Source organism: Nitrospirillum viridazoti CBAmc, assembly GCF_000730165.1.
Taxonomy (GTDB): domain Bacteria; phylum Pseudomonadota; class Alphaproteobacteria; order Azospirillales; family Azospirillaceae; genus Nitrospirillum; species Nitrospirillum viridazoti.
The window spans coordinates 2,148,360-2,172,487 of sequence record NZ_CP022110.1 but is presented as its reverse complement, the minus strand read 5'-3'; the positions used below and the strand labels follow the sequence as shown (position 1 = coordinate 2,172,487).

Sequence of the window (24,128 nt, the reverse complement as noted above, 5' to 3'; positions counted from 1 at the left end):
TCACGGCAGGTCCCCCTGGCCGAAGCGCTTGCGGGTGAGGGCCAGCAGCATGCCGACGCCGATGCCCAGCGCGATCAGGGAGGAACCGCCATAGCTGATGAAGGGCAGGGTCATGCCCTTGGTCGGCATCATGTGCAGGCTGGAGGCCATGTTGATGCAGGCCTGCAGGCCGAACTGCATGGCCAGGCCCGCCGAGCCCAACATGACGAACAGGCTCTGCTCGCCATACGCCCGGGCGAAGCTGCGCATCACCACCACGCCGAACAGCAGCACGATGAACAGGCACCACAGCATGCCCAGTTCCTCCCCCGCCACGGCGAAGATGAAGTCGGCATGGGCGTCGGGGATGGTCATCTTGACGGTGCCCTGCCCGGGGCCGGTGCCCCACAGGCCGCCGTGCTGGAAGGCGTCCAGCGCGCGCTGGACCTGATAGTTGTCGCCGGCGGCGGGATCCAGGAAGCGGTTCACACGGCTCTGCACATGCGGGAACAGGAAGTAGGCGCCCACCAGGCCGGACAGGCCACAGACCACCAACACCGCCACCAGCAGGATGGGCAGGCCGGCGATGAAGAACTGGCCGAACCACACGGCGCTGACCACGAAGGTCATGCCCAGGTCGGGCTGCATCAGCAGCAAGGCCACGATCATCAGGTAGAAGACGATGCAGACGCCGAAATAGACCACGTTGTTGGTGTGCCGGGCCTGGGCGAACAGCCAGGCGGCGACCACGGCGAAGGCGGGCTTGATGAATTCCGAGGGCTGGACCGACAGGCCGGGCAGGTGGATCCAGCGCGTGGCGCCCTTGATCTGCACGCCCGACACCAGGGTCAGGGCCACACCCACCAGCGACAGCAGGAACATGATCAGGGCCATGCGCCGCACACCCTTGGGCGACAGCAGCGACACGCCCACCATGATGATCAGGGTGGGGATCAGCATCATCACGTGATGCTGGATGAAGTGGAAGTTATCCAGGCCGATGCGCTCCGCCACCGGCGGGCTGGCGGCCTGGATCAGTACCACGCCGATGGTGGCGATGAGGAAGACGGTGGCCAGGGTCCAGCGATCGACGGTCCACCACCAGCGGCCGATGACGGATTGGTCGGTACGCGACAGCGTGATCATGACGCCCCGTCCTTTCCGGTTTCCAACTGGTCTGCCAACTGGCGCACGATGCGGACGAAGGCGTCGCCCCGCACCTCGAAATTGGGATACTGGTCGAAGCTGGCGCAGGCGGGGGACAGCAGCACCGTGCCGCCGGTCCCATTCGCTTTCATGGCTTCCCTGGCCATGGCGTAGGCGGCGGGCACCGCCTGGTCCAGCGTGCCGTAGCGGCCATAGCTGACCTTGCCCTCCAGCCAGGGGGCGAATTCCTCTGTCGCCTCGCCGATCAGGAAGGCGTGGCGCACCCGGCCCATGAAGGGTTCCAGGCCGCTGAGCCCGCCCTCCTTGGCCTTGCCGCCGACGATCCAGTACATGTCCTCGTAGCAGCCCAAGGCCTTGGACGCCGCGTCGGCGTTGGTGGCCTTGCTGTCGTTGACGAAGCGGATGCCGTCGAGGGTGGCGATTGTCTGCTGGCGATGCACCAGGCCGGGGAAGGTTCGCATCGCCTCGGCGATCACCTCGGGCGCCACGCCCACGGCGCGGGTGGCGGCATAGGCGGCGCAGGCGTTCTGCCAGTTGTGGCGGCCGGGCAGGGCCGGGCACTGGCGCAGGTCGACCACGGTCCGGGCCTGGCCGTCGGTATCGTCCACCAGCACACCGTCCGCCGCGTGCACGCCGCCGGGAACCACGCGTTCCGATGAGATGCGTACAATCCTGCGGCCGCCTTCCATCTCCAGGCTGTCGGCCATGGCGGCGGTGTTGGGCTCATCCACGCCCAGGATGGCGACGGGCGGGGCCTTGGACCGGTCGCGGGCGCCCGCCTGGAAGATCAGGCGCTTGGCGGTGATGTAGCCATCCATGCCGCCGTGACGGTCCAGATGGTCGGGCGTGATGTTCAGCAGCAGCGCGGCGTCGAAGCCCAGGGAGGGCGTCAGTTCCAGCTGATAGCTGGACATCTCCAGCACATAGACGTCGCCCGCACCGAGCGCGGGGAAGGTCAGGACGGGGATGCCCAGGTTGCCGCCGACGGCCAGGGTGCGGCCGGCATGGGCCAGGATGTGGCCGGTCAGGGCGGTGGTGGTGGACTTGCCGTTGGTGCCGGTGATGCCGACGTAGGCGGCATCCGGCTGGGCCAGGCGCAGCAGCTCCACATCGCCGATGATGGGCACGCCGGCGGCCTTGGCGCGGGCCGCCACCGGGTGCGGTGCCGGGAAGGTGTGGGGGATGCCGGGCGACAGCACCAGGGCGGCGACACCCGAAAGGTCCGCTTCATGCAGGTTGGTCAGCGGGATGCCGGCGGCCTCCGCCGCCTTTTGGCCCCCGGCACCATCGTCCCAGGCCAGCACCTCGGCCCCGCTGGCGGCCAGCACGCGTGCCGCCGCCAGGCCGGAACGCGCCAAGCCCATCACCGCCACGCGGCGGCCTTTGAATTGGGGGAGGAGGATGGGCTGGGACATGGGCGGGGCTTAACGCAGCTTCAGGGTGGACAGGCCGGCCAGGGCCAGGATGACGGCGATGATCCAGAAGCGGATGACGACGGTCGGCTCGGACCAGCCCTTTTTCTCGAAGTGGTGGTGCAGCGGCGCCATGCGGAACACCCGCTTGCCCGTCATCTTGAAGCTGGCGACCTGCACGATGACCGACACGGTTTCCAGCACGAACAGGCCGCCGATGATGGCCAGCACCAGCTCATGCTTGGTGATGACGGCGACGGTACCGAGTGCGCCGCCCATGGCCAGCGAGCCGGTGTCGCCCATGAACACCATGGCCGGCGGCGCGTTGAACCACAGGAAGCCCAGGCCGGCACCCACCAGGGCGCCGCAGAACACCGCCAGTTCACCCGTGCCGGGAACGTGATGGATCTGCAGGTAGTTGGCGAAGACGGCGTTGCCCGAAAGATAGGCGATCAGGCCGAAGCTGGCGGCGGCGATCATGATGGGCACGATCGCCAGGCCGTCCAGGCCGTCCGTCAGGTTCACCGAATGGCTGGATCCGACGATGACGAATACCGCCCAGGGACCGAACAGGAAGCCCAGGGGGATCAGCACGTCCTTGAGGAAGGGCACGGCCAGGCTGGTGTCCAGCGGGCTCTGCGCCACATGCAGGTACCAGGCGGTGGCGACACCGGAGACCGCGATCATGGCCACCATCTTGCCCCGGCCGGACAGGCCCTTGGTGTTGCGCTTGGTCAGCTTCAGGAAGTCGTCGCCGAAGCCGACCAGGCCGAAGCCCACCGTCACCAGCAGCACGATCCAGGTGTAGGCGTTGGTCACATCCACCCACAGAACGGTGGAGATCAGGACCGAGATCATGATCATCAGGCCGCCCATGGTGGGCGTGCCCTTCTTCTTCAGGTGCGTCTCCGGCCCGTCGGTGCGGATGGGCTGCCCCGAGCCCTGCATGGACTTCAGCCAGCGGATGACGCCCGGGCCGATGACGAAGCTGATGATCAGTGCCGTCAGCATGGCCCCGCCCGTCCGGAACGTGATGTACCGGAACAGGTTGAAAAGCTGGAAGTCGTCGGCCAGCGGGAACAGCAGATTGAACAACATGGGGCGGGTCTTAGCTCCCGGAGACGGCGGATGAGGAAGAGGAGGGCGGCGGATTGTCGAGAGCCTTCAGGGCATCGACCACCAGCGCCATGCGGCTGCCGGCGGAACCCTTGACCATGACGATGTCGTTGGCGCGGACCGCCGCGCCCACCAGCGGCGCCAGCTCGGCGCTGGTGTCGGCGTGGGCGCCCCGGCGTTCGGGCGGCAGGCGGTCGAACAGGTGGCGCATGTTGGGGCCGCAGGTGAAGACCAGATGGACGTCGGCGGCCACCAGCGCGTCGGCCAGGCCGGCATGCAGCTTGGGGGAGTCCGGGCCCAGTTCCAGCATGTCGCCCAGCACCGCCACGCGGCGGCCGCCGGGGTCCGGCTGTGTATGGCCCAGCACGTCGGCGGAGGCCGCCACCGACACGGGACTGGCGTTGTAGCTTTCGTCGACCAGGGTCAGGCTGCCGCCCCCCGGCAGGGGAATGGCTTGGCGCACGCCCCGGCCCTTGACGGGCGCCAGCGTGGCCAGGGCCTGGCCGGCGACGGCCAGGTCGCCGCCGGCCGCCGACACGGCCAGCAGCACGGCCAGGCTGTTCAGCGCCTGATGGTGGCCGGGGACGGCCAGGGTGTAGCGGATGACCTGGCCCTGGATCTCGGCCGTCACGTCGCTGCCGGTCGGGCCCAGATCCAGGTCGATCAGGCGAGCGTCCGCCCCGGCGGTGGCGCCGAAGCTCAGCACGTGACCGACTCCCTGGGTGCGGGCGGCGGCCAGCAGGCGGGCATATTGCGGGTTGTCACGGTTCAGGATGGCCGTGCCCTGGCGGGACATGCCCTCGAAAATCTCGGCCTTGGCGTCGGCGATGCTCTCGACGGAGGCGAAGAACTCCAGGTGCACCGCCTCCACCGTGGTGATGATGGCGATGTCCGGCCGCGCCATGCGCGACAGGGGGCCGATCTCACCCGCGTGGTTCATGCCCAGCTCGAACACGCCGAAGCGCACGTCGGCCGGCAGGCTGGCCAGCGACAGGGGCAGGCCCAGGTGGTTGTTCAGGTTGCCTTCGGTGGCGAAGGTGGGCCCCAGGGCGCCCAGCGCCGTGCGCAGGAATTCCTTGGTGCTGGTCTTGCCGACAGACCCGGTGACGGCGATGACCTTGGCGGTGGTGTTCAGCCGGGCCACCCGGGCCAAGTCCTCCAGCGCCGCCAGCGTGTCGTCGACCACCAGCAGGGGCGCGTCGGCGGCGAGGCCATCCGGTACCTGGCTCACCAGGCAGGCGGCGGCTCCGCGCTCCAGCGCCGTTCCGACGAAGGCGTGGCCGTCGAAATTGGGGCCCTTCAGCGCCACGAACAGGTCGCCGGGGTTCAGGGTGCGGGTGTTGATGGAAACACCGGTGGCGGCCCAGTCGGCGCCTTGAGCGCGCCCGTTCGCGGCGGCGGCGGCATCGGCCGCCGTCCACAGCACGGTCTTGGTCGGCGTGGCAGCGGTCATGCCGTACCCCCAGGTAGGCCCAGAACACCGCGGGCGACGGCGGCGTCGTCGAAGGGGCGCACTTCCTTGCCCACGATTTGGCCCTGCTCATGGCCCTTGCCGGCGATGACCAGCACGTCACCGGCCTTCAGCTCGCCGATGGCCAGTGCGATGGCGGCGGCGCGGTCGTCCACCTCGGTGGCGCCGGGGCAGCCGGCCAGCACCTCGGCCCGGATGGCGCCGGGGATCTCGGTGCGCGGGTTGTCGTCGGTGACGATGACGCGGTCGGCCAGGCGGGCGGCGATGGTGCCCATCATGGGGCGCTTGCCCCGGTCGCGGTCGCCGCCGCAGCCGAAGACGACGGACAGGCGACCCTGGGCATGGGGGCGCACGCTGTTCAACACCGTCTCCAGCCCGTCGGGCGTGTGGGCGTAGTCGACATAGACGGCGGCGCCATTGTCCAGCGTCGCCACCAGTTCCAGCCGGCCGCGCACGCCGTCCAGCTGCGACAGCAGACCGGCGGCCGCCTGCGGCTCGGCACCGCTGCCGATGACCATGCCCAGCGCGCACAGGGCGTTCCACACCTGGAAGCGGCCCACCAGCGGCAGGACGATGTCGTGGCGGGTGCCCATGACCTCCAGGGTCAGGGACTGACCTTGGGGCAGGGGCCGCAGGGCCTTGACCGCCAGCTCACGGCCCTGCTCGCCGAAGCCGATCAAGGTCTGCTTGCGCGCGCGCGCCAGGTCGGCCAGGGCCTGGAACTCGGGGATGTCGGCGTTGATCACGGCGGTAGCACCACGCGGCATCACCCGGTCGAACAGCATGGCCTTGGCCTTGAAGTAGGCCTCCATGGTGCCGTGGTAATCCAAATGGTCGCGGGTCAGGTTGGTGAAGCCGCCCACCGTGACCAGCACGCCGTCCAGGCGGAACTGGTCCAGGCCGTGGCTGCTGGCCTCCATGGCCAGGTGGGTGATGCCGCCCTCGGCCAGGCGCGACAGCGTGCTGTGCAGGGCCACCGGGTCGGGCGTGGTCAGGCTGTCCTCACGCGGGAAGCCGGGGGCGATCAGGCCCAGGGTGCCCATGGCGGCGGCCTGGTGCCCCTGCAGGGACCACAGCTGGCGGGTGAACTGCGCGGTGGAGGTCTTGCCGTTGGTGCCGGTGACGGCGGCGATGGTGGCGGGCTGGCGCTTGTAGAAGGCGGCCGCCAGCAGGGCGAAGCGCCGCCGGGGATTGGCATCCTCGATCAGGCTGACGGGATGGGGCAGGTCTTCGGGCAGCTTAGTGCCCTTGGGCGCCAGCACGGCCACGGCGCCGGCGGCCACCGCCTGGGGAATGAAGTCCCGCCCGTCGCGGGCGCTGCCCGGCATGGCAGCAAAGAGCATGCCCGGCTTGACCGCACGGCTGTCGGCGGTCAGGCCGGTGATCTCGGGGTCCCGTTCCAGGGCCAGCGCCGATACGGCGATTTCGGTGCGCGATGCCATCAGATCGGTCAGACGCAAGGGTCCCTCTCACACGTGATGCCGGGGCGGGTTGATAGCGCGCTGCCCGGCATCGGTCGACCCCCACCTTGCGGTGCCCTGTCGTGTGGGTTTCAGGGGGGGCTGGTTAGTTGATGGTCATGGCCTGCAAAATCTCGGGATCGTTGCGGACCACCGGCTTCACCCCCAGCAGGGGTGCCGCCTGCCAGACGATGCGCTGCACCGCGGGGGCGGCGACCCAGCCGGCGGTGGCGAAGCCGAAGCTCTTCTTGGTGCCGTGCGGCTCATCCACCATGACGAACACCACATAGCGCGGGTCGGTCATGGGGAAGGCGCCGGCGAAGGAGGTGCGCAGCGACTTGTGGGCGTAGCCCTTGCCGCTGACCTTCTCGGCGGTGCCGGTCTTGCCGCCCACCAGATAGTCCAGCGTGTCCGCCGCCTTCAGCTCACCGGTGCCGAAGGCGGTCTTGCCTGTGCCCTCGGTTACCACCAGGCGCATGAGCTTGCGCAGGATGGCAGAGGTCTGGGGCGAGATCACCCGCGTCTCGGGAATCTCGGCGTTGGGGTCGCGCTTCAGCAGGGTGGCCGGGCGCATGATGCCGCCGTCGACCACGGCGGCCACGGCCGAGGACATCTGGATGGGGCTGACGGATATGCCATGGCCGAAGGCGACGGTCAGCAGGGTGGTGGGGCGCCAGGGGTTGGGGACCAGCGGGCCGCCCACCTCCGGGATCTCCAGCGACGGAGCCTTCAGCATGCCGAAGCGGCCCATGTACTCCCGCTGCACGTCGATGCCGAACTTCTCCGCCATCTTGGCGGAGCCGATGTTGGATGATTTGCGGAAGATGTCGACCACATCCATCCAGTAGTTGACCGGCTCGTCGTCGTGAATGGTGAAGCGGCCGATCTTCAGCGGGTGGCTGGTGTCGAAGGTCTCATGCAGCTTCACCGTGCCGGTTTCCAGGGCGATGGCGGTGTTCAGGATCTTGAACACCGAGCCCATCTCATAGACGCCCAGGGTGGCGCGGTTGAACTTCGACTCGTCATGCATCTCCCCCGGATTCTGGGGGTCAAAGTCCGGCAGGCTGACCATGGACAGGATTTCGCCGGTCTTGATGTCCATGATCAGGCCGGCACCGCCGATGGCGTTGAAGTCCTGCATGGCCTGGGTGATTTCCTTGCGCACGATGTGCTGCAGGCGCACATCGACGGACAGGCGCAGGGGTTCCGACTGCTCACGCAGGCGCTTGTCGAACGACTGCTCGATGCCCATCAGGCCGTTGTTGTCGATGCCGGTCAGGCCGATCAGATGCGCGGTCAGGCTGCCCTGCGGATAGATGCGGTGCTCCTCCTGCTGGAAGAACACGCCGGGGATGCCCAGCTTGTTGACCTCGAATTCCTGGCGGGGCGTCAGGTTGCGCTTGATCCAGACGAAGCGCTTGTCGCCCTTCAGGTCCTTCAGCACCTGGCGGTAGTCGAGGTCCGGCAGGGTGGCCACCAGCTTGCGGGCGGCCTCCTCCGCGTCGATCACCAGCTTGGGATCGGCGTAGGCGGACGCGGTGGCCAGCGAGGTCGCCAGCAGCACGCCGTTGCGGTCGGTGATCTCCGCCCGGGTGACGGGCAGGGGTCGGGCGGTGGTGTTCTCCGCCACCGGCGGCTCCGCCTCGCGGCTGAACACCATGGTGTCGGCCAGGCGCACGCCGATGGCGCCCAGAACCAACGCGAACAGGGCGGCCGTCACCAGAAGGCGCGACCGGCCCTGCTCCAAGGCATGGCTGGTGGGGTTGTTCAGGCGGACCCTGCCTTCCGACCTCGGGGCCTGGATGCGCTCCATGCCCGCGATGTCGAAACCGGTCAGGGAAAAGGGCGCGTCACTCATCGGGCAGCCCCCAGCTTGGCGCTCAGGGTCTGCTCCGCCATCAGGATGGGCTTGGTCTTGGACTTCGCGGCGCTGCCGGAGGCGGAGGCGAGGGTGACCTTGCCGCCGGCCTTGTCGGCGGCGTCCAGGCTGGCCATCAGGGCGCCGATGCTGTCCACCCGCTCAGGCTGCTTCGCCGCCTTTACGGTGGGGGCCGGCTTGCCGGCGGCGGCCTTCACCGGGGCGGACGCCTGCACGTCCGGCGCCTTCAGCGCCACGACCTGGGCTTTGGGCATGGGCGCCGGGGCGGCCTGGGCGACGGCGACCTGCACGGCGGGGGCGGCCGGCGCCGCGCTGGCGACGTAGGTGGACTCCGGCGCCGGGACAGGCTTCGCCTGATCCGCCGGCACGCCGGGAACCGGGGTGGGCGTCTCCGGCTTCACCGGCACGGCGGCCAGGGCCACCATCTGCTCCGCCTTGGTGGGGCGCAGGGTGGAATGCTCGGTCGCCAGGCGCTCCAGCCGGGTGGGATCGTTCAGGTAGGCCCATTCGGCGCGCAGCACCTGGATGGACTGCTGCTCCTGCGCGATCTGCCGGTTGAGGGAGGCCAGGTGCTCCTGCTCCTCCTGCACGCGGTAGCTGGTGTGATAGAGGATGCCGCTGGCGACGGTGGCGAGGCACAGCCAGACGAGCGTGGACTTGCCTATCATGCTGCTTCTCCCATGGGCCAGGCGGGGGCGTCGGTGCGTTCGGCGGCGCGCAACCGAGCGGATCGGGCGCGCGGATTGTGGCGAAGTTCAGGTTCGCTCGGGGTAACCCCGCTGCGCCCCAGAAGACGGAAGGTGGGGGCGGGGCCGCTGTGGGCGGCCGGCATGTGGCGCGACGGCGCGCCCTCCGACCCGCTGCGCTGGCGCAGGAAGTCCTTGACCCGCCGGTCTTCCAGGGAATGGAAGGAGACGACCGCCAGGTGGCCGCCGGGCGCCAGCACCCGTTCGGCCCCGGCCAGGCCACGGTCCAGCTCGCCCAGCTCGTCATTCACGTGCAGGCGCAGGGCCTGGAAACTGCGGGTGGCCGGGTCGATGCCGTCCTTCTTGGAGCGGGGAACGACACTGCGGATGATGTCCGCCAACTGCGCCGTGGTCTCGATTCGCGCGGTGGCGCGGGCGGCCACGACGGCGCGGGCCACACGGCGGGACAGGCGCTCCTCGCCCAGGCGCCACAGGATGTTGGCGATGTCGGCTTCGGCGTAGTCGTTGACCACGTCGGCGGCGGTGGGCCCGCTCAGGCTCATGCGCATGTCCAGCGGGCCGTCGAAGCGGAAGGAGAAGCCGCGCGCCGGGTCGTCGATCTGGGGGGAGGAGACGCCGATGTCCAGCGCCACGCCGTCCACCGGGCCGATGCCGTGGGCGGCCAGCAGCTCGGCCATGTCGCCGAACCGGCCCTCGATGATGCGCAGGCGGCCGGGGAAGCGGGCCAGCAGGGGCTCCGCCCGCTGGATGGCGGCCGGGTCGCGGTCGATGCCGATGACCTGGCAGTCCGCCGCCTCCAGGATGGCGCGGGTGTAGCCGCCGGCGCCGAAGGTCCCATCGACATAAACGCCGCCGTCGCGCACGGCCAGGGCCGCCAGCACCTCGGCCAGCAGGACGGAGATGTGGATCTGGGGCTCAGCGGAGGTGGTCGTCTCGCTCACTGCGCACCCCCGCCATTGGATCCGGCCGCCAGGACCGAGTTGGTGCGGGCCAGGATGGTCGACAGCGAGATGTTCTGGGCGCGGCTGCGGTCGCGGCTGGCGGCCTCATGGGCGGACAGGGCGTCGGGATCCCAGATCTGGAAGGTGTGGCGGCGGCCGACGAAGGCGGCACCTTCGGTGATGCCGGCGAAGGCCAGGAAGTTTTCCGGCAGCACGATGCGGCCCTCAGGGTCCAGGGCCAGGCGGACGGACCCGCCGAACACCGTGGTCTCGATCAGGTCGCGCATGTCGTCGGGCATGTTGGGGTTATCCAGCGCCTCGGACAGGCGATCCATATAGTCGACGCTGCAGGCATCGATGGCGTTGGCCTGCAGGGACCGGAAGACGATCAGCTCCGTCTGCCCACCAAGGACGCCGCGGAAGGAAGACGGGACTGAAACCCGACCCTTCTTGTCGACCTTGTTCACATATGTGGACAGGAACAAGCCCATCGATCCCCGCGTCTCCAGCGCCTCCGCGCCCCACCCGATCCGGCACCAGCCCCAGTTTCAGAATGCGCCGCCCGTCCGGGTAAGACCGGATAGGCCTGCGCGCCCTGTTTTTGGGTCCATATGGGGTAGCATGGGAACTTATGGGCGTCAATGGGAGGACTCGGCTCAATGCTTGTCCACACGGCGTTTTTCCACAGTTGTGGAAAACGTTCTTCTTGCCAGCGCCTCTAAATCGAACGGGTAGGTCCTTCCCCCATATATTCGTGGGTTTCCGCCGAATCTAATAGCCTTCGGATAGGGGATACCTATCCTGTGGATAAGGGGGTCGGCCACGCAACCGTTAGTGAAACGGCCCCCAAATCTTTTGGATAAGCCACCTTGGTTATTCGGGGGCTGGTTTTAGGTCCAAGTACTCGTCGGTTTAGGGCCTGGCACCAAATATGGTAAGGGAAAGGTCATAGGCCGCGATATGTAGGCACAGGAGGCCGTTTTACGGTCCTTTCCCATGAATTCCCATGCGGCGCCCAAACGACACCGAAAATCCCATGCCATCCCATGGGCGGGTGGAGTCACGGGAGTTGAGGCGCGTTTTCCCATGCGATCCCACGCCCGGACCATCCGTGGCGGGCGGCGATGGGTGGGGATGGGAAACCCCCCATTTGCTGGATTCAAATCTGCCAGACGGCCTGTAAGCCGGGTTCTGTCCTCCGGCCCGTCCCCCCGTGAAGGGGCGGCGGCCGTGGGATGGCCATTCATCTGGGACGCCTGTCGCCAGGCGCCTCGCGCGACCTACCCGGGCGGCGGCTCGGAAGATGCTTTGGCCGGTTGCCCGGCCGTGCCGCCCCTATTCGATCTTGCTCCCGGTGGGGTTTACCGTGCCGCCCCTGTTGCCAGGGGCGCGGTGCGCTCTTACCGCACCCTTTCACCCTTGCCGGCCCCCCGATCCCTCGAAAGGGCGGGCGGCGGGCGGTTTGCTTTCTGTGGCACTTTCCCTAGGGTCGCCCCCGCCAGGCGTTACCTGGCACCGTTCTTCCGTGGAGCCCGGACTTTCCTCCCCCCGACGGCTTTCACCATTGCCGGAAGGCGGCCATCCGGCCGTCTGGCAGGCGGCGACCCTAGGCGCATCGACCGGGGGATGCAAGCGCCGATGGCGGGGGTCACGGCAATCGCTTGAAGCGGGTCTTGACAAGACGGGGCTTTCGGAGCGGTGGCGATCTGTGATTCGTAGGAGGCTCCATTGATCTGGAGTTCTCGATGGCCGGTTCGCTTCTCGACCATTTTGCGGCGCTCAGCGATCCGCGGCAATCCTGGAAGGTCATTTATCCACTGCCGGAGATTCTGCTTGTGGTGCTCTGCGCAACGATCGCGGGGGCTGAGGATTTCGTCGAGATTCGGCGCTGGGGCACGATGAACCGGGATTTCCTGCGGCGGTTTTTGCCCTATGCGGGCGGGATTCCGAGCCACGATACGCTGAACGACATCCTCAACGCGCTCGACGGCGATCTTTTTGCGCGATGCTTCGGCGACTGGGTCGAGGGGCTGCGCGAGGCCGAGCCCGACATCGTCGCGATCGACGGTAAGACCTCGCGGCGGACGCATGACCGGGCGAAGGATCGCAATCCGCTGCATCTCGTTTCAGCCTGGGCCAGCCGGCAGCGCTTGGTGCTGGGCCAGCAAGCTTGCGAGGCCAAGTCGAATGAGATTACGGCCATTCCGTTGCTGCTCGACCGCTTGGCGTTGACCGGGGCGCTCGTCACCATCGATGCGATGGGCTGCCAGACCAAGATCGCCCAGAAGATTCTCGATAAAGGCGCCGATTACCTGCTGGCCATCAAAGAGAACTGGCCCAACCTGCACAGCGAGGTCATCCGCCACTTCGACGATCTGCCTGCCGCCGACACGTTCGACACGACCGATGGCGAGCACGGCCGCATCGAGGTGCGCCGCCATGTCGTCAGCCACGAAGTTGACTGGCTTACCACAGACCGCCGCTTCCCCGGCGAGCCCCGCTTCCCCGGCCTCAAGGCCATCGCCATGGTCGAAGCCGAGATCGAGCGTGACGGCAAAACCAGCCGGGAACGCCGATACTACCTGTCATCTCAAAAACTCGACACGCGCCTCTTCGCTCATGCCGTCCGAGCCCACTGGCATATCGAAAACCGGCTCCACTGGGTCCTCGATGTCGTCTTCCATGAAGACTTGAGCCGTCTCAGATCCGGCAACGGCCCCCACAACATGGCAACCATCCGACACATGGCCTTGAACCTCCTGCGCGGCGCAAAGGATAAGCACAGCCTCAAAGTCCGAAGAAAATCCGCCGCATGGGATACCCAATACCTTCACGCCGTCATCACACAGTCCGCATAACCCCCTTCAAGCGATTCCCCTGTGGCGGGGGTCAGCGCGCGGATTGAGCCAGCAGGCTATGCAGCCGCCGCACGGTTTCCGCACCGGCCGGCTGACCCAGGGCTTCCGGATGCCAATGGCGCTGGAAGGCGGTCAGCGTCTCGGTGAAGGTCGCGATGGCCAGGTCATAGCCCAGGCGCGCAAGCAGCGTGGCCACCTGGTCGTCGCTTCCGTCCCATATAGTCCCATGGGCGTCCGCCTCGGGCCATAGCCCGATGCCGGCGTCGGCCAGGGCTGGCCAGTCGAACAGTTCACCCGGGTCCTGCTTGCGGGCGGGCGCCATGTCAGAATGGGCGATGACGTTGCCGGCTGGGATGGGGTGGCGGGCCAGGATGCCCCGGCACAGCTCAATGACCGCCTGCATCTGGGCTTGTGGGAAGGGGCGGTAGCCGTACTCGTGGCCCGGGTTAACGATTTCCACCCCGATGGAGCGATTGTTGACGTCCTGGGCACCGCCCCAGGCGCCCCGGCCGGCGTGCCAGGCGCGGCGGCCTTCATCCACCAAGCGCCAGACCGTGCCGTCCTCCTCCACCACATAATGGGCGCTGACCTCCGCCGCCGGATCGCACAGCCGGTCCAGGGCGGCCTCGGCCGACACCATGCCGGTATAGTGCAGTACCAGCATGTCGACGCTGGTGCCATCCGGCCGGGGGCCGTGGTTGGGCGAGGGGCGGTCACGAAAGCGCATGCGCATCAACTTGCCGTTCGGGCCGTTACCAGGCGGGGACGGCGCAGCAGCACCACGCCCACGCCGGCGATGGTCACCAGCGTGCCCGCCGCCAGGTGCCAGGACAAGGGCTCACCCAGCAGGATGACGCCACCGGCCACGCCGAACACCGGAACCAGCAACATGAAGGGCATGGTCTGGTTGACGGCGTAGCGCTGCACCAGCGGGAACCACAGCACATAGGCCAGAATGGTGGAGACCAGCGCCATGAACAGGATGGAGCCCCAGGCCGCCGGTGGCGCCGTCTGGATCGCCGCCCACTGGCCGTCCTCCAGCACGGCGGACATCAGCACCAGCTGCGGCACGGCGAACAGGGCCATGTAGCCGTTCAGCGTGAACGGGTCCATGGGCGGCATCCATTTCAGCTGGATGCTGGAAAAGGCGAAGGCCGCCGCCGCCAGCACCACCAGGCCCAGATGGGCGGGGTCGTCGGCCCCGCCAGGATGATAGGCGATGATGCCAACGCCGGCGATGGCCGCCGCCATGCCCACCGCCCGGCGCCAGCCCAGCCTGTCCTTGAAGAACACCGCCGCCATCAGCGACGCGAAGGGCACCTGCAGCTGGATGGCGACGGAGGCCGCGGCGGCGCTGCACCCCATTAGGCCGCTGAACACCAGGGGGAAATGCAGGCCCCCCAGCACGAAGGAATAGGCCAGCACCGGCCGCACATGGGCCCAGGGCAGCCGCCGCCAGGGCACCAGCACCAGGGCCACCAGCGCGAAGCGGATGGCCATGGCGGTGATGGGATGAAATTGGCGCAGCGCGAACTTGGAAACGGAGAAATTGATGCCCCAGATGGCTGCGACGACCAGGGCGCGCAAGACGTCCAGCGGCCTCACGCGCCGCTCTCCTCGAACAGCCGCGCGATGTCGGCCAAAGGCCGGAACAATTTTCGGGGCGTATCGGGCAGGGCAAGAAAACTCATGGCTTCATAAAAGCGGCGGGCGTTGTCGTCATAGGCGTCCACGATCACGGCAAACGACGCGATTTTACTGCGCAGACAACGGCGCAGCGCATCCGCCAGCAGATATCCTCCATATCCATGGCCATGGTAGCGCTTGTCTACCGCCAATCGACCCAGCAGCGTGGCTGGCACCAAAGGATAGCGCGGCAGCTTGCGCGCTGTCTCCGCAGGCAGGTCCGCCAAGTGCAGGGCGGTGGCGGATAAGGTGTAGTAACCGGCGACTGTCCCATCTGGCAGGACCAGAACAAATGGCGCGGCAATGTTCTTGCGGGCGTCCTGCCCTATGTGCGTTTGGAAATACCGGTCCAGCACTTCCACACCGCTGGCAAAATGGGATCGGTCATGCTGCGGGCCCAGTACCTCGACCCGCAGGGAACGCAGTCCAGGATCGGTCGCCGTCATGCCGACCGTCAGGCGCCGGTAGCGTCGCGATACCGGCGAATTGTGTCGCGCAGCCGGTCATTCACGGGCTGCGGCTTGCTCAGCGCCTCGACGAAAGCCTGGCTGTCCCGGATCGACAGTTCCAGGCGCTGGTGTTCATCAATGGCGCGTCGCGCCGCGTCCTGCACGCTGGTCAGGACGAAGTCAGTGATCGACCGACCCTGCAGTGCCGCCGCGCGCTCAATCAGATCTTTCTGCTCGGCGGTGATACGCGCTTCCAGCCGTTCGCTGCGGGCACGGCGCTGAGGGGTATCTGTCGCGGGGTGAGCCATCATATCCTCCGTTGCTGCATTGTACGGCCAATGGCCGGACATGCAAGGAAGAACCTCACGCCCCGCTCTCCAGCTCCTCCTTCAGCGCCTCCAGTTCCAGCCAGCGCTCCTCGGCCGTGGCCAGGTCCTGGTGGGCCTTGTCCAGGTCGGACGAGGTCTTTTGGAAGGCGGCGGGGTCGCGGGCGTAGAGATTGGCGTCGGCCAGCTTGGCCTCCAGCTTCTTCACCTGGTCGCCCAGCTTGTCCATCAGGGCCGGCAGCTGGTCCAGCTCGCGCTGTTCCTTGTAGCCCAGCTTGCGCTTGGCCTTCGGGGCCTCCGCCGCCTTGGGGGCGTCCGCTGTCTTGGCCGCGGCGCCGGCGGTCGGGGTGCGGGCCGGGCGCTGGACCAGATAGTCGCTGTAGCCGCCGGCGTATTCCGCCACCACGCCATCACCCTCCACCGCGATGGTGGAGGTGACCAGCCGGTCCAGGAAGTCACGGTCGTGGCTGACCAGCAGCAGGGTGCCGGGATAGTCGCTCAAGACCTCTTCCAGCAGGTCCAGCGTGTCCATGTCCAGGTCGTTGGTCGGTTCGTCCAGCACCATCAGGTTGCTGGGCTGGGCGAACAGCTTGGCCAGCAGCAGGCGGTTGCGCTCCCCACCCGACAGCGCCCGGGTCGGCTGTTCCAGCATGCCCGCGTCAAACAGGAAGTCCCGCATGTAGGAGGCGACATGGCGCGGCGTGCCGCCCACCACCACGCTGTCGCCGCCGAAGGGCAGCAGCACCTGGCGTATGGTCTGGTTGGGGTCCAGCTGCGCCCGGCGCTGGTCGAACACCACCGTCTCCAGGTTTGTGCCGAGGCGGATGGTGCCGCTGTCCGGCGCCAGCTCCCCCATCAGCATCTTCAGGATGGTGGTCTTGCCCGCACCGTTGGGGCCGATCAGGCCCACCCGGTCGCCGCGCAGGATGCGGGTGGAGAAGTCGCGGGCGATGATTCGGGCATTGCCCTCCGCATCCTGGAAGCTCTTGGCGACATGGGTCGCCTCGATCACCAGCCGGCCGGAATTCTCGGCATCCGACACCGCCAGCTTCACCTGGCCCTGCCGGTTGCGGTCCGCCCGCTCCTTGCGCAGGCCGTGCAAGGCGCGGACGCGGCCCATGTTGCGGGTGCGCCGGGCGCTGATGCCCTCGCGCAGCCACTTCATCTCCACCGCGATTTTGCGGTCCAGCTTGGCGTAGGCCAGATCCTCGGCGGCAAACACCTCGTCCCGCCAGGCTTCAAACTCGGCGAAGGGCCGTTCCGTCTCGCGCATGGTGCCCCGGTCCAGCCACATCGTCTTGCGCGCCAGATTGTTCAGGAAGGCGCGGTCGTGGCTGATCAGCAGCAGCCCGCCGCGGAAGGCTTGCAGCGCCTTTTCCAGATATTCGATGGTGGGCAGGTCCAGGTGGTTGGTCGGCTCGTCCATCAGCAGGACGTCGGGGTCGCTGACCAGGGCCTGGGCGATGGCGGCGCGGCGTGCTTCACCACCCGACAGGGTGGCGGCCGCGCGGACGCCGGGCAGGTTCAGCTCATCCAGCACGGCCTGCACGCGATAGGGCGCATCCTCCACCAGGCCGGCGCTGACGAAGTCCGCCACCGTGGCGTGGCCGCTGAAGTCCGGTTCCTGATGCAGGTAGCCGATGCGGGCACCCGGCTGGATGTAGCGTTCGCCCTTGTCCAGGTCGACGACGCCGGCCAGGGCCTTCAGCAGGGTGGACTTGCCGCTGCCGTTGCGGCCGACCAGGGCGATCTTGTCCCCGCGACCGATGGCGACGTCCACGCCCTCGAACAGAATGGTGGCGCCCAGGGTGATGTGGGCGTTCTTCAGGGCGACGATGGGCGGGGTGGGGGCCATGGAAGCGATAAGCTCTAGGGTACGGGTTACTGGAGGGGTGGGTTACTGGTGCGGGCCGGCGGGCGCACTGGCCCGTTGGCTCTGGATCTTGTCATAGGCGGCGTTCAGCGCGGCCGTCTTGCTCGTGGCGACGTCCACGAACTCCGCCGGCAGGCCCTGGGCCATGACGGTGTCTGGGTGGTTGTCGCGCAAGGCCTGGCGCCAGGCCAGCTTGATTTCTGCATCGCTGGCGGTACGGGCGACGCCCAGCACGGCATAGGGATCGTCCAACGGATCCTCATACCCGCAGGCGGCGCCGCCGTGGATGCGGCGGATGCCCTCGAACGTCGCTTCGGAAATGCCGAAGATGCGGGCGACGTCGGCCAGGAAGGCCAGCTCCGCTGGGTGCAGGCGGGCGTCGGCGGAGGCGATGTGGAACAGGCAGCCCAGCAGATCCTCCAGCACTGTCGGCCGGTCCCGGAACATGCCGGCCAGCTGCCGGGCATAGGGCTCGAAGCCCGCACTGTCGCGCTTGGCCAGGTCGAAGATGCGGCCGACGTTCCGCGCCTCCTCCGCTGGGATTTGGAACACCCGTTTGAAGGCGTCGATTTCCGCGCGGTCAACCACGCCATCGGCCTTGGCCATCTTGGCGCCCAGCACGATGACGCCGATGGTGAAGGCCATGCTGCGGGTCTGGTCCGGCTGGCCGTCTGGACCCGGGGGGGCTGGCGGCTGCGACGCCCAGGCATCGGCGGCATGGCCGGCGGCCACGCCCAGCAACGCGCCCAGCGGGCCGCCAATGGCAAAGCCCGCGACACCCCCCACCACCTTGCCCCAGATGCTCATCGCTTTCAGCCTCGGCCACAGCCGGCCCCACCGGAAGCGGGGGGCCGGGCCGCACCATAGCTGCCCCATCCATTCCCGCCAATGCCCCGAACCGACCGTGATCATGATGTGCGCGTCCTTCAGCAGGGAAGGACCGGCGCGGGGCCGGCCCTATTGGAAAGACGCCCAGGCCGGTGGAATATTCCCAAAGGCGCCGTCACGCCGCGAACCTGCGGCAAAGGGGGCCAGATGGCCGGGCGGGAATGGGGCCAGCGCTGGTGAGGGTGGCACCATCTTGGTAAAAGGGGGCGATACCAAGGGCCAGTCCGCGGGGGACACGAACGGCCCGGTTGAATAGAGAAGGGGTGCGTTGCCATGACGGAATGGTTCTTCCACAACGGTCAGCAACAGGCGGGTCCCCTGGATGACGCGGCGGCGCGCAACTTCGCCCGCGCCAATCCGGGCGCCCATTGCTGGCGGGAGGGCTTCACCGACTGGCTGCCCGTGGGCCAGGTGGCGGAGCTGTATGGCGGCACCGCCTCATCCCCGCCGCCCCCGCCTCCGCCGGGCGGTGGCGGCATCTGGGGCGCCTTCGCCGGCGGTGGCAATCCCTTCACCCCGCCGCCGCCCGGCCCGGCCAGCGCCCTGGACTACACCATCCACGGCCATGAGATGCAGTATGTGTCGGTGAGCCTGGCACCCGGCGACAGCGCCATCGCCGAGGCGGGCGCCCTGCTGTACAAGGACGCCAGCGTGGACATGAACACCATCTTCGGTGACGGTTCCAGCCGCGACGGCGGCAGCGTGCTGGACCAGCTGTGGGGCGCGGGCAAGCGGGTGCTCTCCGGCTCCACCCTCTTCACCACCGTCTTTACCCAGCGTGGCAGCGGTCCGGGCACGGTGGCTTTTTCCGCGCCCTATCCCGGCACCATTTCCGCCCTGAAGCTGGCCGACTATGGTGGCCGCCTGATCTGCCACAAGGACAGCTTCCTGGCGGCGGCGCGCGGTGTCGCCATCGGCATCTACTTCCAGCGCCGCATCCTGACCGGCCTGTTCGGCGGCGACGGTTTCATCATGCAGAAGCTGGAAGGCGACGGCATCGTCTTCATCCACATGGGCGGCACGCTGGTGGAACGCACGTTGCAGCCGGGGGAGGTCATCCATGTGGACACGGGCTGCCTGGCCGCCATGACCGCCGACATCGACTTCGATGTCGAGCAGGTGGGCGGCATCAAGTCCATGCTGTTCGGCGGCGAGGGCCTATTCTTCGCCCGGCTGCGCGGCCCCGGCAAGGTGTGGCTGCAAAGCCTGCCCTTCTCCCGCCTGGCCGGCCGCATGCTGGCCTCCTCCCTGGTGGGAACCCGGGAAGAGGGGGGTGTGTTTGGCGCCATAGGCAACATCCTCGACAAGCGCTGACATGGCGGGGTCCGAGGGGATCCGGGTAAACTCCGCCCCTCACCAGCCTGGAGAGCATCGAAATGACCCTTGAAGCCAAACAGGGCACCCGCACCGAGACCGACAGCTTCGGCCCGTTGGCGGTGCCGTCCGACCGCTACTGGGGCGCCCAGACCCAGCGGTCCCTGGGCAACTTCAAGATCGGGGGGGAACGCATGCCGCCGGCCCTGGTCCACGCCCTGGGCATCCAGAAGCAGGCGGCGGCCCAGGCCAATGTGAAGCTGGGCGAACTGGATGAGGCGCTGGGCCGCGCCATCATCCAGGCGGCGGCGGAGGTGGCCGCCGGCAAGCTGGACGACCACTTTCCCCTGGTGGTGTGGCAGACCGGTTCCGGCACCCAGACCAACATGAATGCCAACGAGGTCATCTCCAACCGCGCCATCGAGTTGCTGGGCGGGGAGATGGGGTCCAAGAAGCCGGTGCACCCCAACGACCATGTGAACCGGGGCCAGTCGTCCAACGACAGCTTTCCGACCGCCATGCACATCGCGGCGGCGGTGGAACTGCACCGCACCCTGGTGCCGGCGCTGGAGCATCTGCGGGATGCCCTGGCCGCCAAGGCCGACGCGTTCAAGGGCATCGTCAAGATCGGCCGCACCCATCTGCAGGACGCCACACCCTTGACCCTGGGCCAGGAATTCTCCGGCTACGCCCAGCAGCTGGCCTATGGGGTGGAACGGGTGAAGGCGGCGCTGCCGGCGCTGCTGCGCTTAGCCCAGGGTGGCACGGCGGTGGGCACGGGCCTGAACGCCAAGAAGGGCTTTGATGCCGCCTTCGCGGCCGAGGTGGCGGACCTGACCGGCCTGCCCTTCGTCACCGCCCCCAACAAGTTCGAGGCGCTGGCGACGCACGACAGCCTGGTGGAGGTGTCGGGCGTGCTCAACACCCTGGCGGCTTCGCTCATGAAGGTGGCGAATGACATCCGCCTGCTGGGCTCCGGCCCCCGCTGCGGCATCGGGGAGCTGAGCCTGCCGGAGAACGAGCCCGGCAGTTCCATCATGCCCGGCAAGGTCAACCCGACGCAGTCGGAGGCCATGACCATGGTGTGCGCCCAGGTGATGGGCAACCACACCACCGTCACTATCGCGGGCGCCACCGGGCATTTCGAGCTGAACGTCTTCAAGCCCGTCATCATCTACAACGTGGCCCAGTCCATCCGCCTGCTGGCCGACGCCGCGCGCAGCTTCACCGACAATTGCGTGGTCGGCATCACGGCGAACGAGGACCGCATCGCCAAGTCGCTGCACGAAAGCCTGATGCTGGTGACGGCACTCAACCCGCACATCGGTTACGACAAGGCCGCCAAGATCGCCAAGAAGGCCCACGCCGAGGGCACCACCCTGAAGGCCGCCGGCCTGGCCCTGGGCTTCCTGACCGAGGCGGAGTTCGACGCCTGGGTGAAGCCTGAGGATATGATTCATCCCAGTTGATCCAGAGATGCGGGCAAAGGGGGAATGCAAAATTTCCCTTGCCTGTATTCCTGTTATGTGCCTTGATTGTTCCTAGTTTGTTCTTTCGCAGTGTCAGCGATGGAGGACGATATGGCCGGCGCATTTCAGTGGGGGCATCTGGACCAGGGGAATATCGTGGCCGACATGGCCACCGCCGTGGCGGTCTACGCCAACCCCCGCGACGAGATCGTCATCCGCCGTCAGGGCGGTTTCGATGCCGAGGATGATGTGGTGGTCGTGCCGCTCAAGGTGGCCGAAGCCCTGCTGCGCCGCATGGAAAACCTGATCCGTGAGATCCGGGCGGAGACGGCGCTGAGTTGAGGCTGGCTCTCAGCCCGCGCCTTGCTTCCCCCATGCTCCAGTGTGTATCATACACATGGAAAGTGTCGACCTTATCCGGGAACTTCAGGCGGTAGGTTGGGTGTTGAATCGTGTGCGCGGTTCGCACCATGTCTTCAAGCACCCGCATCGCCCTGGGACCCTGGTGGTCCCCCATCCCAAGAAGGATTTGGGCATGGGCTTGGTCGCCGCCATCCGCAAGCAGGCGGGGTTATGACGGCGCGCGGTGGAGGATGGAATGCGGTATCCCGTGGTGATCGAGCCGGGTGATGAGGCCACCGCCTATGGCGTGGCTGTTCCCGATCTGCCGGGCTGCTTTTCGGCCGGCGATACGCTGGATGAGGCGCTGAAGGCAGCGGAGGAAGCGGCCGCCGCCTGGCTGGACGCCACGCTGGATGAGGGTGGGGCTGTTCCATCTGCCTCTCCCCTGGAGGCGCTGCGGGCCAACCCCCACTATGTCGGCTGGATCTTCGCCATGATCGAGGTCGATCCCGCCGTGCTGGACGACAAGGTGGAACGTGTGAACATCACCCTGCCGCGGCGCGTTCTGCGCCGCCTGGACGTTCTGGCCAAAGCTGCGGGTGAAACCCGCTCCGGCTATATCTCTTCCCTGACCCTGCGGGAGGCTGGGCGCAAGCGCGCCTGATCTTACAGTCCCAGCGCCGCCAGCAGCGCGTCGAACGCCGCGTCCGCCTCGTCCAGCCGTTCCACCCTGGGCACCGCCGTCAGCGGGATGCCGGGGGCGAAGCGGGCCAGGGTGGTGAGGGTTTCGGCCATGGGCACGGTGGCGCCGGGGGTTGCGCTGACGGCGATGGCGGCGACCCGCAATCCCCGGCGGGCCAGGACGTCCAGGGCGGTCAGGGTGTGGCTGAGGGTGCCGAGGTAGCTACCGGTGACCAGCAGCAGGGGCAAGTCCAGCGCCACCATCCAGTCCAGCACCGTGCGGCTGTCGTCCAGCGGCACCATAGCGCCGCCCACGCCCTCCACGAACAGCGGAGCGGCGGCGAAGGCCGCCTTTTCCCGGCACCATTCGATCATGCCGTCCACGTCCAGCGGTCGGCCCTCGCGCGCGGCCGCCATGTCGGGCGAGAGCGGTGCGGCGTAACGGTGCGGGCTGATGCGCGCCACCTCGGCCGGCGTCACCGGCCGGCCCATGGCGGTCAGCAGCTGCGCGGGGTCGCTGGCCGCCAGGCTGGCGGCATCCTCCAGATCGATCCCGCTGACCACGGGTTTCAGGGCGGTGGCGGCGATGCCCTTGGCCCGCAGGCGGCGCACCAGGCCGGATGTCACGAAGGTCTTGCCGATGTCGGTGCCGGTGGCGGTGACGAAAAAGGCGGGGACGGTCATTCGGGCCTCTCGACACCGTTGAGCGGCAGCACGCGATCACGGATCAGGTCGGCCAGGCGCTCGATCTCCGCATTCGGCGTGCGGGCGGTGAAAGTGACGCGCAGGCGTGCGGTGCCGGCCGGCACGGTGGGCGGGCGGATGGCGGTAACCAACAGGCCCTCGTCCTCCAGCAGGCGCTGGGCCTGCAAGGTGACTTCGGCGCCGCCCAGCACGATGGGTACGATAGGGCTTTCGGCGGCGGGCAGGTTCAACAGGGCGGTGAATCGCCGGGCCTTGGCCACGGGCAGGGCGCACAGGTCGGGATCACCCTGGATGATGTCCAACGAAGCGATGGCGCCAGCCACCGTGGCGGGCGGCAGGCCGGTGGAATAGATCAGGGTGCGCGCCCGGGTCTTCACCAGATCGATGACCGCCTGGGACGCGCAGAGATAGCCGCCATAGCCCCCCACCGCCTTGCTCAAGGTGCCCATCTGCAGCGGTACCAGCGGCTTGTCGCCGAAGGCGAAGCTGGAGCCCCGGCCCTGGGCCAGCACGCCGATGCCGTGGGCGTCGTCGGTCATCAGCCAGGTGTCATGCTGTTCGCACAGGCTGGCCAGGGCGGGCAGGGGGGCGAGATCCCCATCCATGGAAAAGACGCCGTCCGTCACCAACAGGGCACGGCCATGGCGCGGCCGGTAGGTGGCCAGTACCTGGGCGGCATGGTCCACATCGTTATGGCGGAAGATGCGCAGGGTGGCGCCCGACAGCTTGGCGCCGGCCCAGATGCAGGCGTGCGCCAGCTCATCGACCACAACCAGATCCTTAGGCCCCACGAAGGTGGGGATGATGCCGGCATTGGCCAGATAGCCGGAGCCGAAGACGCACGCTGCTTCCGTCCCCTTCAAGGCGGCCAGCTTTTGCTCCAGCGCTGTGTAGAGCGGGTGGTTTCCGGTCACCAGGCGCGAGGCGGCGGCCCCCACGCCGTACCGCTCCGTCGCCGCCACGGCCGCCGCCTTCACCCGGGGGTCGTGGGCCAGGTTCAGGTAGTCATTGCAGGAGAAGGACAGCAGGCGCCGGCCCCCGCGGGTGATCCACAGACCGCCCTCGCCGTCGCGATCACTGTCCACCACCCGGCGGCGCAGCGAGGCGTCGTCCATCTCGGCCAGCTTGGCTTCGGCGAATTCGGTCAGGGACTGCATGAGGGCGCCATCGGTTCGGATCAGATCGGGCGGAGATTACCGGCAAGTGCCGGCGTTGCGCGTGCGAAAGTGCGCCGTCTGGGTTGCGGTCCGGTTTTTCTTGACCGGTCCCCGCCGCTGCCGTTAGGTGCGGCAGGTGCCGGCCCAGGAGGCGCGGCACCTTGGCCACCCGGATCGCGCTTGTTCGCGGGGGTGGCGGACGTGACGGCGCCGGCCAGCGGCGCCAGTGATCTCAAGGAAACGCACCC

Annotated in this window: 23 protein-coding genes and 1 other RNA gene; 6 read left to right on the top strand and 18 right to left on the bottom strand. The window is 68.0% G+C overall.

Annotated elements, in window-relative coordinates; all coding sequences use genetic code 11:
• The 10 genes from Y958_RS10010 to rnpB all read right to left on the bottom strand — a co-directional run bounded on the left by Y958_RS10010 (position 1) and on the right by rnpB (position 11,726).
• Positions 1–1,125 (bottom strand): FtsW/RodA/SpoVE family cell cycle protein, encoded by a 1,125-nt coding sequence (locus Y958_RS10010; RefSeq protein WP_040847427.1) that lies wholly within the window; start codon positions 1,123–1,125, stop codon positions 1–3.
• Positions 1,122–2,561, bottom strand: coding sequence for a UDP-N-acetylmuramoyl-L-alanine--D-glutamate ligase (murD, locus tag Y958_RS10005; protein WP_088871862.1), 1,440 nt, complete (start codon positions 2,559–2,561; stop codon positions 1,122–1,124). The genes Y958_RS10010 and murD overlap by 4 nt, the downstream gene beginning before the upstream one ends.
• Before the next feature lie 9 nt (positions 2,562–2,570).
• Complete coding sequence (gene mraY / locus Y958_RS10000; protein WP_411861186.1) at positions 2,571–3,653, bottom strand: phospho-N-acetylmuramoyl-pentapeptide-transferase; 1,083 nt, start codon at positions 3,651–3,653, stop codon at positions 2,571–2,573.
• A gap of 13 nt (positions 3,654–3,666) precedes the next feature.
• Positions 3,667–5,127, bottom strand: a complete 1,461-nt coding sequence (locus tag Y958_RS09995) for a UDP-N-acetylmuramoylalanyl-D-glutamyl-2,6-diaminopimelate--D-alanyl-D-alanine ligase (protein ID WP_088871861.1) — start codon at positions 5,125–5,127, stop codon at positions 3,667–3,669.
• The gene (locus Y958_RS09990) at positions 5,124–6,605 is read right to left on the bottom strand and encodes a UDP-N-acetylmuramoyl-L-alanyl-D-glutamate--2,6-diaminopimelate ligase (protein ID WP_244909256.1); all 1,482 of its coding nucleotides are present in this window, start codon (positions 6,603–6,605) and stop codon (positions 5,124–5,126) included. Before Y958_RS09990 ends, Y958_RS09995 begins: the two co-directional genes overlap by 4 nt.
• Positions 6,606–6,711: 106 nt before the next feature.
• Positions 6,712–8,463, bottom strand: a complete 1,752-nt coding sequence (locus Y958_RS09985) for a peptidoglycan D,D-transpeptidase FtsI family protein (RefSeq protein WP_088871860.1) — start codon at positions 8,461–8,463, stop codon at positions 6,712–6,714.
• Positions 8,460–9,152, bottom strand: a complete 693-nt coding sequence (gene ftsL / locus Y958_RS09980; RefSeq protein ID WP_088871859.1) for a cell division protein FtsL — start codon at positions 9,150–9,152, stop codon at positions 8,460–8,462. The genes Y958_RS09985 and ftsL overlap by 4 nt, the downstream gene beginning before the upstream one ends.
• Complete coding sequence (gene rsmH, locus Y958_RS09975) at positions 9,149–10,132, bottom strand: 16S rRNA (cytosine(1402)-N(4))-methyltransferase RsmH (RefSeq protein ID WP_088871858.1); 984 nt, start codon at positions 10,130–10,132, stop codon at positions 9,149–9,151. Before rsmH ends, ftsL begins: the two co-directional genes overlap by 4 nt.
• Positions 10,129–10,623: a division/cell wall cluster transcriptional repressor MraZ gene (locus Y958_RS09970; RefSeq protein WP_088871857.1), complete on the bottom strand. Its 495-nt coding sequence runs from the start codon at positions 10,621–10,623 to the stop codon at positions 10,129–10,131. The genes rsmH and Y958_RS09970 overlap by 4 nt, the downstream gene beginning before the upstream one ends.
• A gap of 673 nt (positions 10,624–11,296) precedes the next feature.
• Positions 11,297–11,726, bottom strand: an RNA gene (rnpB, locus tag Y958_RS09965) — RNase P RNA component class A.
• Between the two features lie 151 nt (positions 11,727–11,877).
• Here rnpB and Y958_RS09960 point away from each other — a divergent pair.
• Complete coding sequence (locus Y958_RS09960; protein WP_088870575.1) at positions 11,878–12,990, top strand: ISAs1 family transposase; 1,113 nt, start codon at positions 11,878–11,880, stop codon at positions 12,988–12,990.
• A gap of 31 nt (positions 12,991–13,021) precedes the next feature.
• Here Y958_RS09960 and Y958_RS09955 read toward each other — a convergent pair whose 3' ends face one another.
• From Y958_RS09955 to Y958_RS09930, 6 genes are read right to left on the bottom strand one after another with little or no spacing between them, the layout of a single operon-like run.
• Entirely contained in the window at positions 13,022–13,717 is a 696-nt protein-coding gene (locus Y958_RS09955; RefSeq protein WP_244909255.1) for an N-acetylmuramoyl-L-alanine amidase, read from the bottom strand.
• Between the two features lie 5 nt (positions 13,718–13,722).
• Entirely contained in the window at positions 13,723–14,595 is an 873-nt protein-coding gene (locus Y958_RS09950) for a DMT family transporter (protein WP_088871855.1), read from the bottom strand.
• Positions 14,592–15,122: a GNAT family N-acetyltransferase gene (locus Y958_RS09945; protein ID WP_088871854.1), complete on the bottom strand. Its 531-nt coding sequence runs from the start codon at positions 15,120–15,122 to the stop codon at positions 14,592–14,594. The genes Y958_RS09950 and Y958_RS09945 overlap by 4 nt, the downstream gene beginning before the upstream one ends.
• Positions 15,123–15,130: 8 nt before the next feature.
• Positions 15,131–15,475 carry a type II toxin-antitoxin system TacA family antitoxin gene (locus Y958_RS09940; RefSeq protein WP_211098319.1) on the bottom strand — a complete coding sequence of 115 codons (345 nt, stop codon included), beginning with the start codon at positions 15,473–15,475 and terminating at the stop codon, positions 15,131–15,133.
• A 13-nt stretch (positions 15,476–15,488) separates the two neighbouring features.
• On the bottom strand, positions 15,489–17,306 hold the full coding sequence (locus Y958_RS09935; protein WP_088871853.1) for an ABC-F family ATP-binding cassette domain-containing protein: 1,818 nt from the start codon (positions 17,304–17,306) through the stop codon (positions 15,489–15,491).
• 42 nt (positions 17,307–17,348) lie between these two features.
• Positions 17,349–18,236: a TerB family tellurite resistance protein gene (locus Y958_RS09930; RefSeq protein ID WP_338038951.1), complete on the bottom strand. Its 888-nt coding sequence runs from the start codon at positions 18,234–18,236 to the stop codon at positions 17,349–17,351.
• 249 nt (positions 18,237–18,485) lie between these two features.
• Between Y958_RS09930 and Y958_RS09925 the strand changes: the two genes are divergently transcribed.
• The 5 genes from Y958_RS09925 to Y958_RS09905 all read left to right on the top strand — a co-directional run bounded on the left by Y958_RS09925 (position 18,486) and on the right by Y958_RS09905 (position 22,001).
• Positions 18,486–19,526 carry an AIM24 family protein gene (locus Y958_RS09925; RefSeq protein ID WP_088871851.1) on the top strand — a complete coding sequence of 347 codons (1,041 nt, stop codon included), beginning with the start codon at positions 18,486–18,488 and terminating at the stop codon, positions 19,524–19,526.
• Positions 19,527–19,588: 62 nt separating this feature from the next.
• The gene (fumC, locus tag Y958_RS09920) at positions 19,589–20,995 is read left to right on the top strand and encodes a class II fumarate hydratase (protein ID WP_088871850.1); all 1,407 of its coding nucleotides are present in this window, start codon (positions 19,589–19,591) and stop codon (positions 20,993–20,995) included.
• A 111-nt stretch (positions 20,996–21,106) separates the two neighbouring features.
• A complete protein-coding gene (locus tag Y958_RS09915) occupies positions 21,107–21,337 on the top strand; it encodes a hypothetical protein (protein ID WP_040847285.1) in 231 nt (76 codons plus the stop codon).
• 55 nt (positions 21,338–21,392) lie between these two features.
• Entirely contained in the window at positions 21,393–21,572 is a 180-nt protein-coding gene (locus Y958_RS09910; protein ID WP_088871849.1) for a type II toxin-antitoxin system HicA family toxin, read from the top strand.
• A gap of 21 nt (positions 21,573–21,593) precedes the next feature.
• Complete coding sequence (locus Y958_RS09905; RefSeq protein ID WP_088871848.1) at positions 21,594–22,001, top strand: type II toxin-antitoxin system HicB family antitoxin; 408 nt, start codon at positions 21,594–21,596, stop codon at positions 21,999–22,001.
• A 2-nt stretch (positions 22,002–22,003) separates the two neighbouring features.
• On the opposite strand, the gene bioD is transcribed toward Y958_RS09905, so the two are convergent.
• On the bottom strand, positions 22,004–22,702 hold the full coding sequence (gene bioD / locus Y958_RS09900) for a dethiobiotin synthase (protein WP_088871847.1): 699 nt from the start codon (positions 22,700–22,702) through the stop codon (positions 22,004–22,006).
• Positions 22,699–23,880, bottom strand: a complete 1,182-nt coding sequence (locus Y958_RS09895) for an aminotransferase class I/II-fold pyridoxal phosphate-dependent enzyme (RefSeq protein WP_088871846.1) — start codon at positions 23,878–23,880, stop codon at positions 22,699–22,701. The genes bioD and Y958_RS09895 overlap by 4 nt, the downstream gene beginning before the upstream one ends.
• Positions 23,881–24,128: the final 248 nt, after the last annotated feature.

Excerpts from the sequence above, each read along its gene's own strand:
- Y958_RS10010 (WP_040847427.1), bottom strand. The coding sequence starts at position 1,125 with ATGATCACGCTGTCGCGTACCGACCAATCCGTCATCGGCCGCTGGTGG.
- murD (WP_088871862.1), bottom strand. The coding sequence starts at position 2,561 with ATGTCCCAGCCCATCCTCCTCCCCCAATTCAAAGGCCGCCGCGTGGCG.
- Y958_RS09995 (WP_088871861.1), bottom strand. The coding sequence starts at position 5,127 with ATGACCGCTGCCACGCCGACCAAGACCGTGCTGTGGACGGCGGCCGAT.
- Y958_RS09985 (WP_088871860.1), bottom strand. The coding sequence starts at position 8,463 with ATGAGTGACGCGCCCTTTTCCCTGACCGGTTTCGACATCGCGGGCATG.
- ftsL (WP_088871859.1), bottom strand. The coding sequence starts at position 9,152 with ATGATAGGCAAGTCCACGCTCGTCTGGCTGTGCCTCGCCACCGTCGCC.
- Y958_RS09970 (WP_088871857.1), bottom strand. The coding sequence starts at position 10,623 with ATGGGCTTGTTCCTGTCCACATATGTGAACAAGGTCGACAAGAAGGGT.
- Y958_RS09960 (WP_088870575.1), top strand. The coding sequence starts at position 11,878 with ATGGCCGGTTCGCTTCTCGACCATTTTGCGGCGCTCAGCGATCCGCGG.
- Y958_RS09955 (WP_244909255.1), bottom strand. The coding sequence starts at position 13,717 with ATGCGCTTTCGTGACCGCCCCTCGCCCAACCACGGCCCCCGGCCGGAT.
- Y958_RS09945 (WP_088871854.1), bottom strand. The coding sequence starts at position 15,122 with ATGACGGCGACCGATCCTGGACTGCGTTCCCTGCGGGTCGAGGTACTG.
- Y958_RS09940 (WP_211098319.1), bottom strand. The coding sequence starts at position 15,475 with ATGTCCGGCCATTGGCCGTACAATGCAGCAACGGAGGATATGATGGCT.
- Y958_RS09935 (WP_088871853.1), bottom strand. The coding sequence starts at position 17,306 with ATGGCCCCCACCCCGCCCATCGTCGCCCTGAAGAACGCCCACATCACC.
- Y958_RS09930 (WP_338038951.1), bottom strand. The coding sequence starts at position 18,236 with ATGATCACGGTCGGTTCGGGGCATTGGCGGGAATGGATGGGGCAGCTA.
- Y958_RS09925 (WP_088871851.1), top strand. The coding sequence starts at position 18,486 with ATGACGGAATGGTTCTTCCACAACGGTCAGCAACAGGCGGGTCCCCTG.
- fumC (WP_088871850.1), top strand. The coding sequence starts at position 19,589 with ATGACCCTTGAAGCCAAACAGGGCACCCGCACCGAGACCGACAGCTTC.
- Y958_RS09915 (WP_040847285.1), top strand. The coding sequence starts at position 21,107 with ATGGCCGGCGCATTTCAGTGGGGGCATCTGGACCAGGGGAATATCGTG.
- Y958_RS09910 (WP_088871849.1), top strand. The coding sequence starts at position 21,393 with ATGGAAAGTGTCGACCTTATCCGGGAACTTCAGGCGGTAGGTTGGGTG.
- Y958_RS09905 (WP_088871848.1), top strand. The coding sequence starts at position 21,594 with ATGCGGTATCCCGTGGTGATCGAGCCGGGTGATGAGGCCACCGCCTAT.
- bioD (WP_088871847.1), bottom strand. The coding sequence starts at position 22,702 with ATGACCGTCCCCGCCTTTTTCGTCACCGCCACCGGCACCGACATCGGC.
- Y958_RS09895 (WP_088871846.1), bottom strand. The coding sequence starts at position 23,880 with ATGCAGTCCCTGACCGAATTCGCCGAAGCCAAGCTGGCCGAGATGGAC.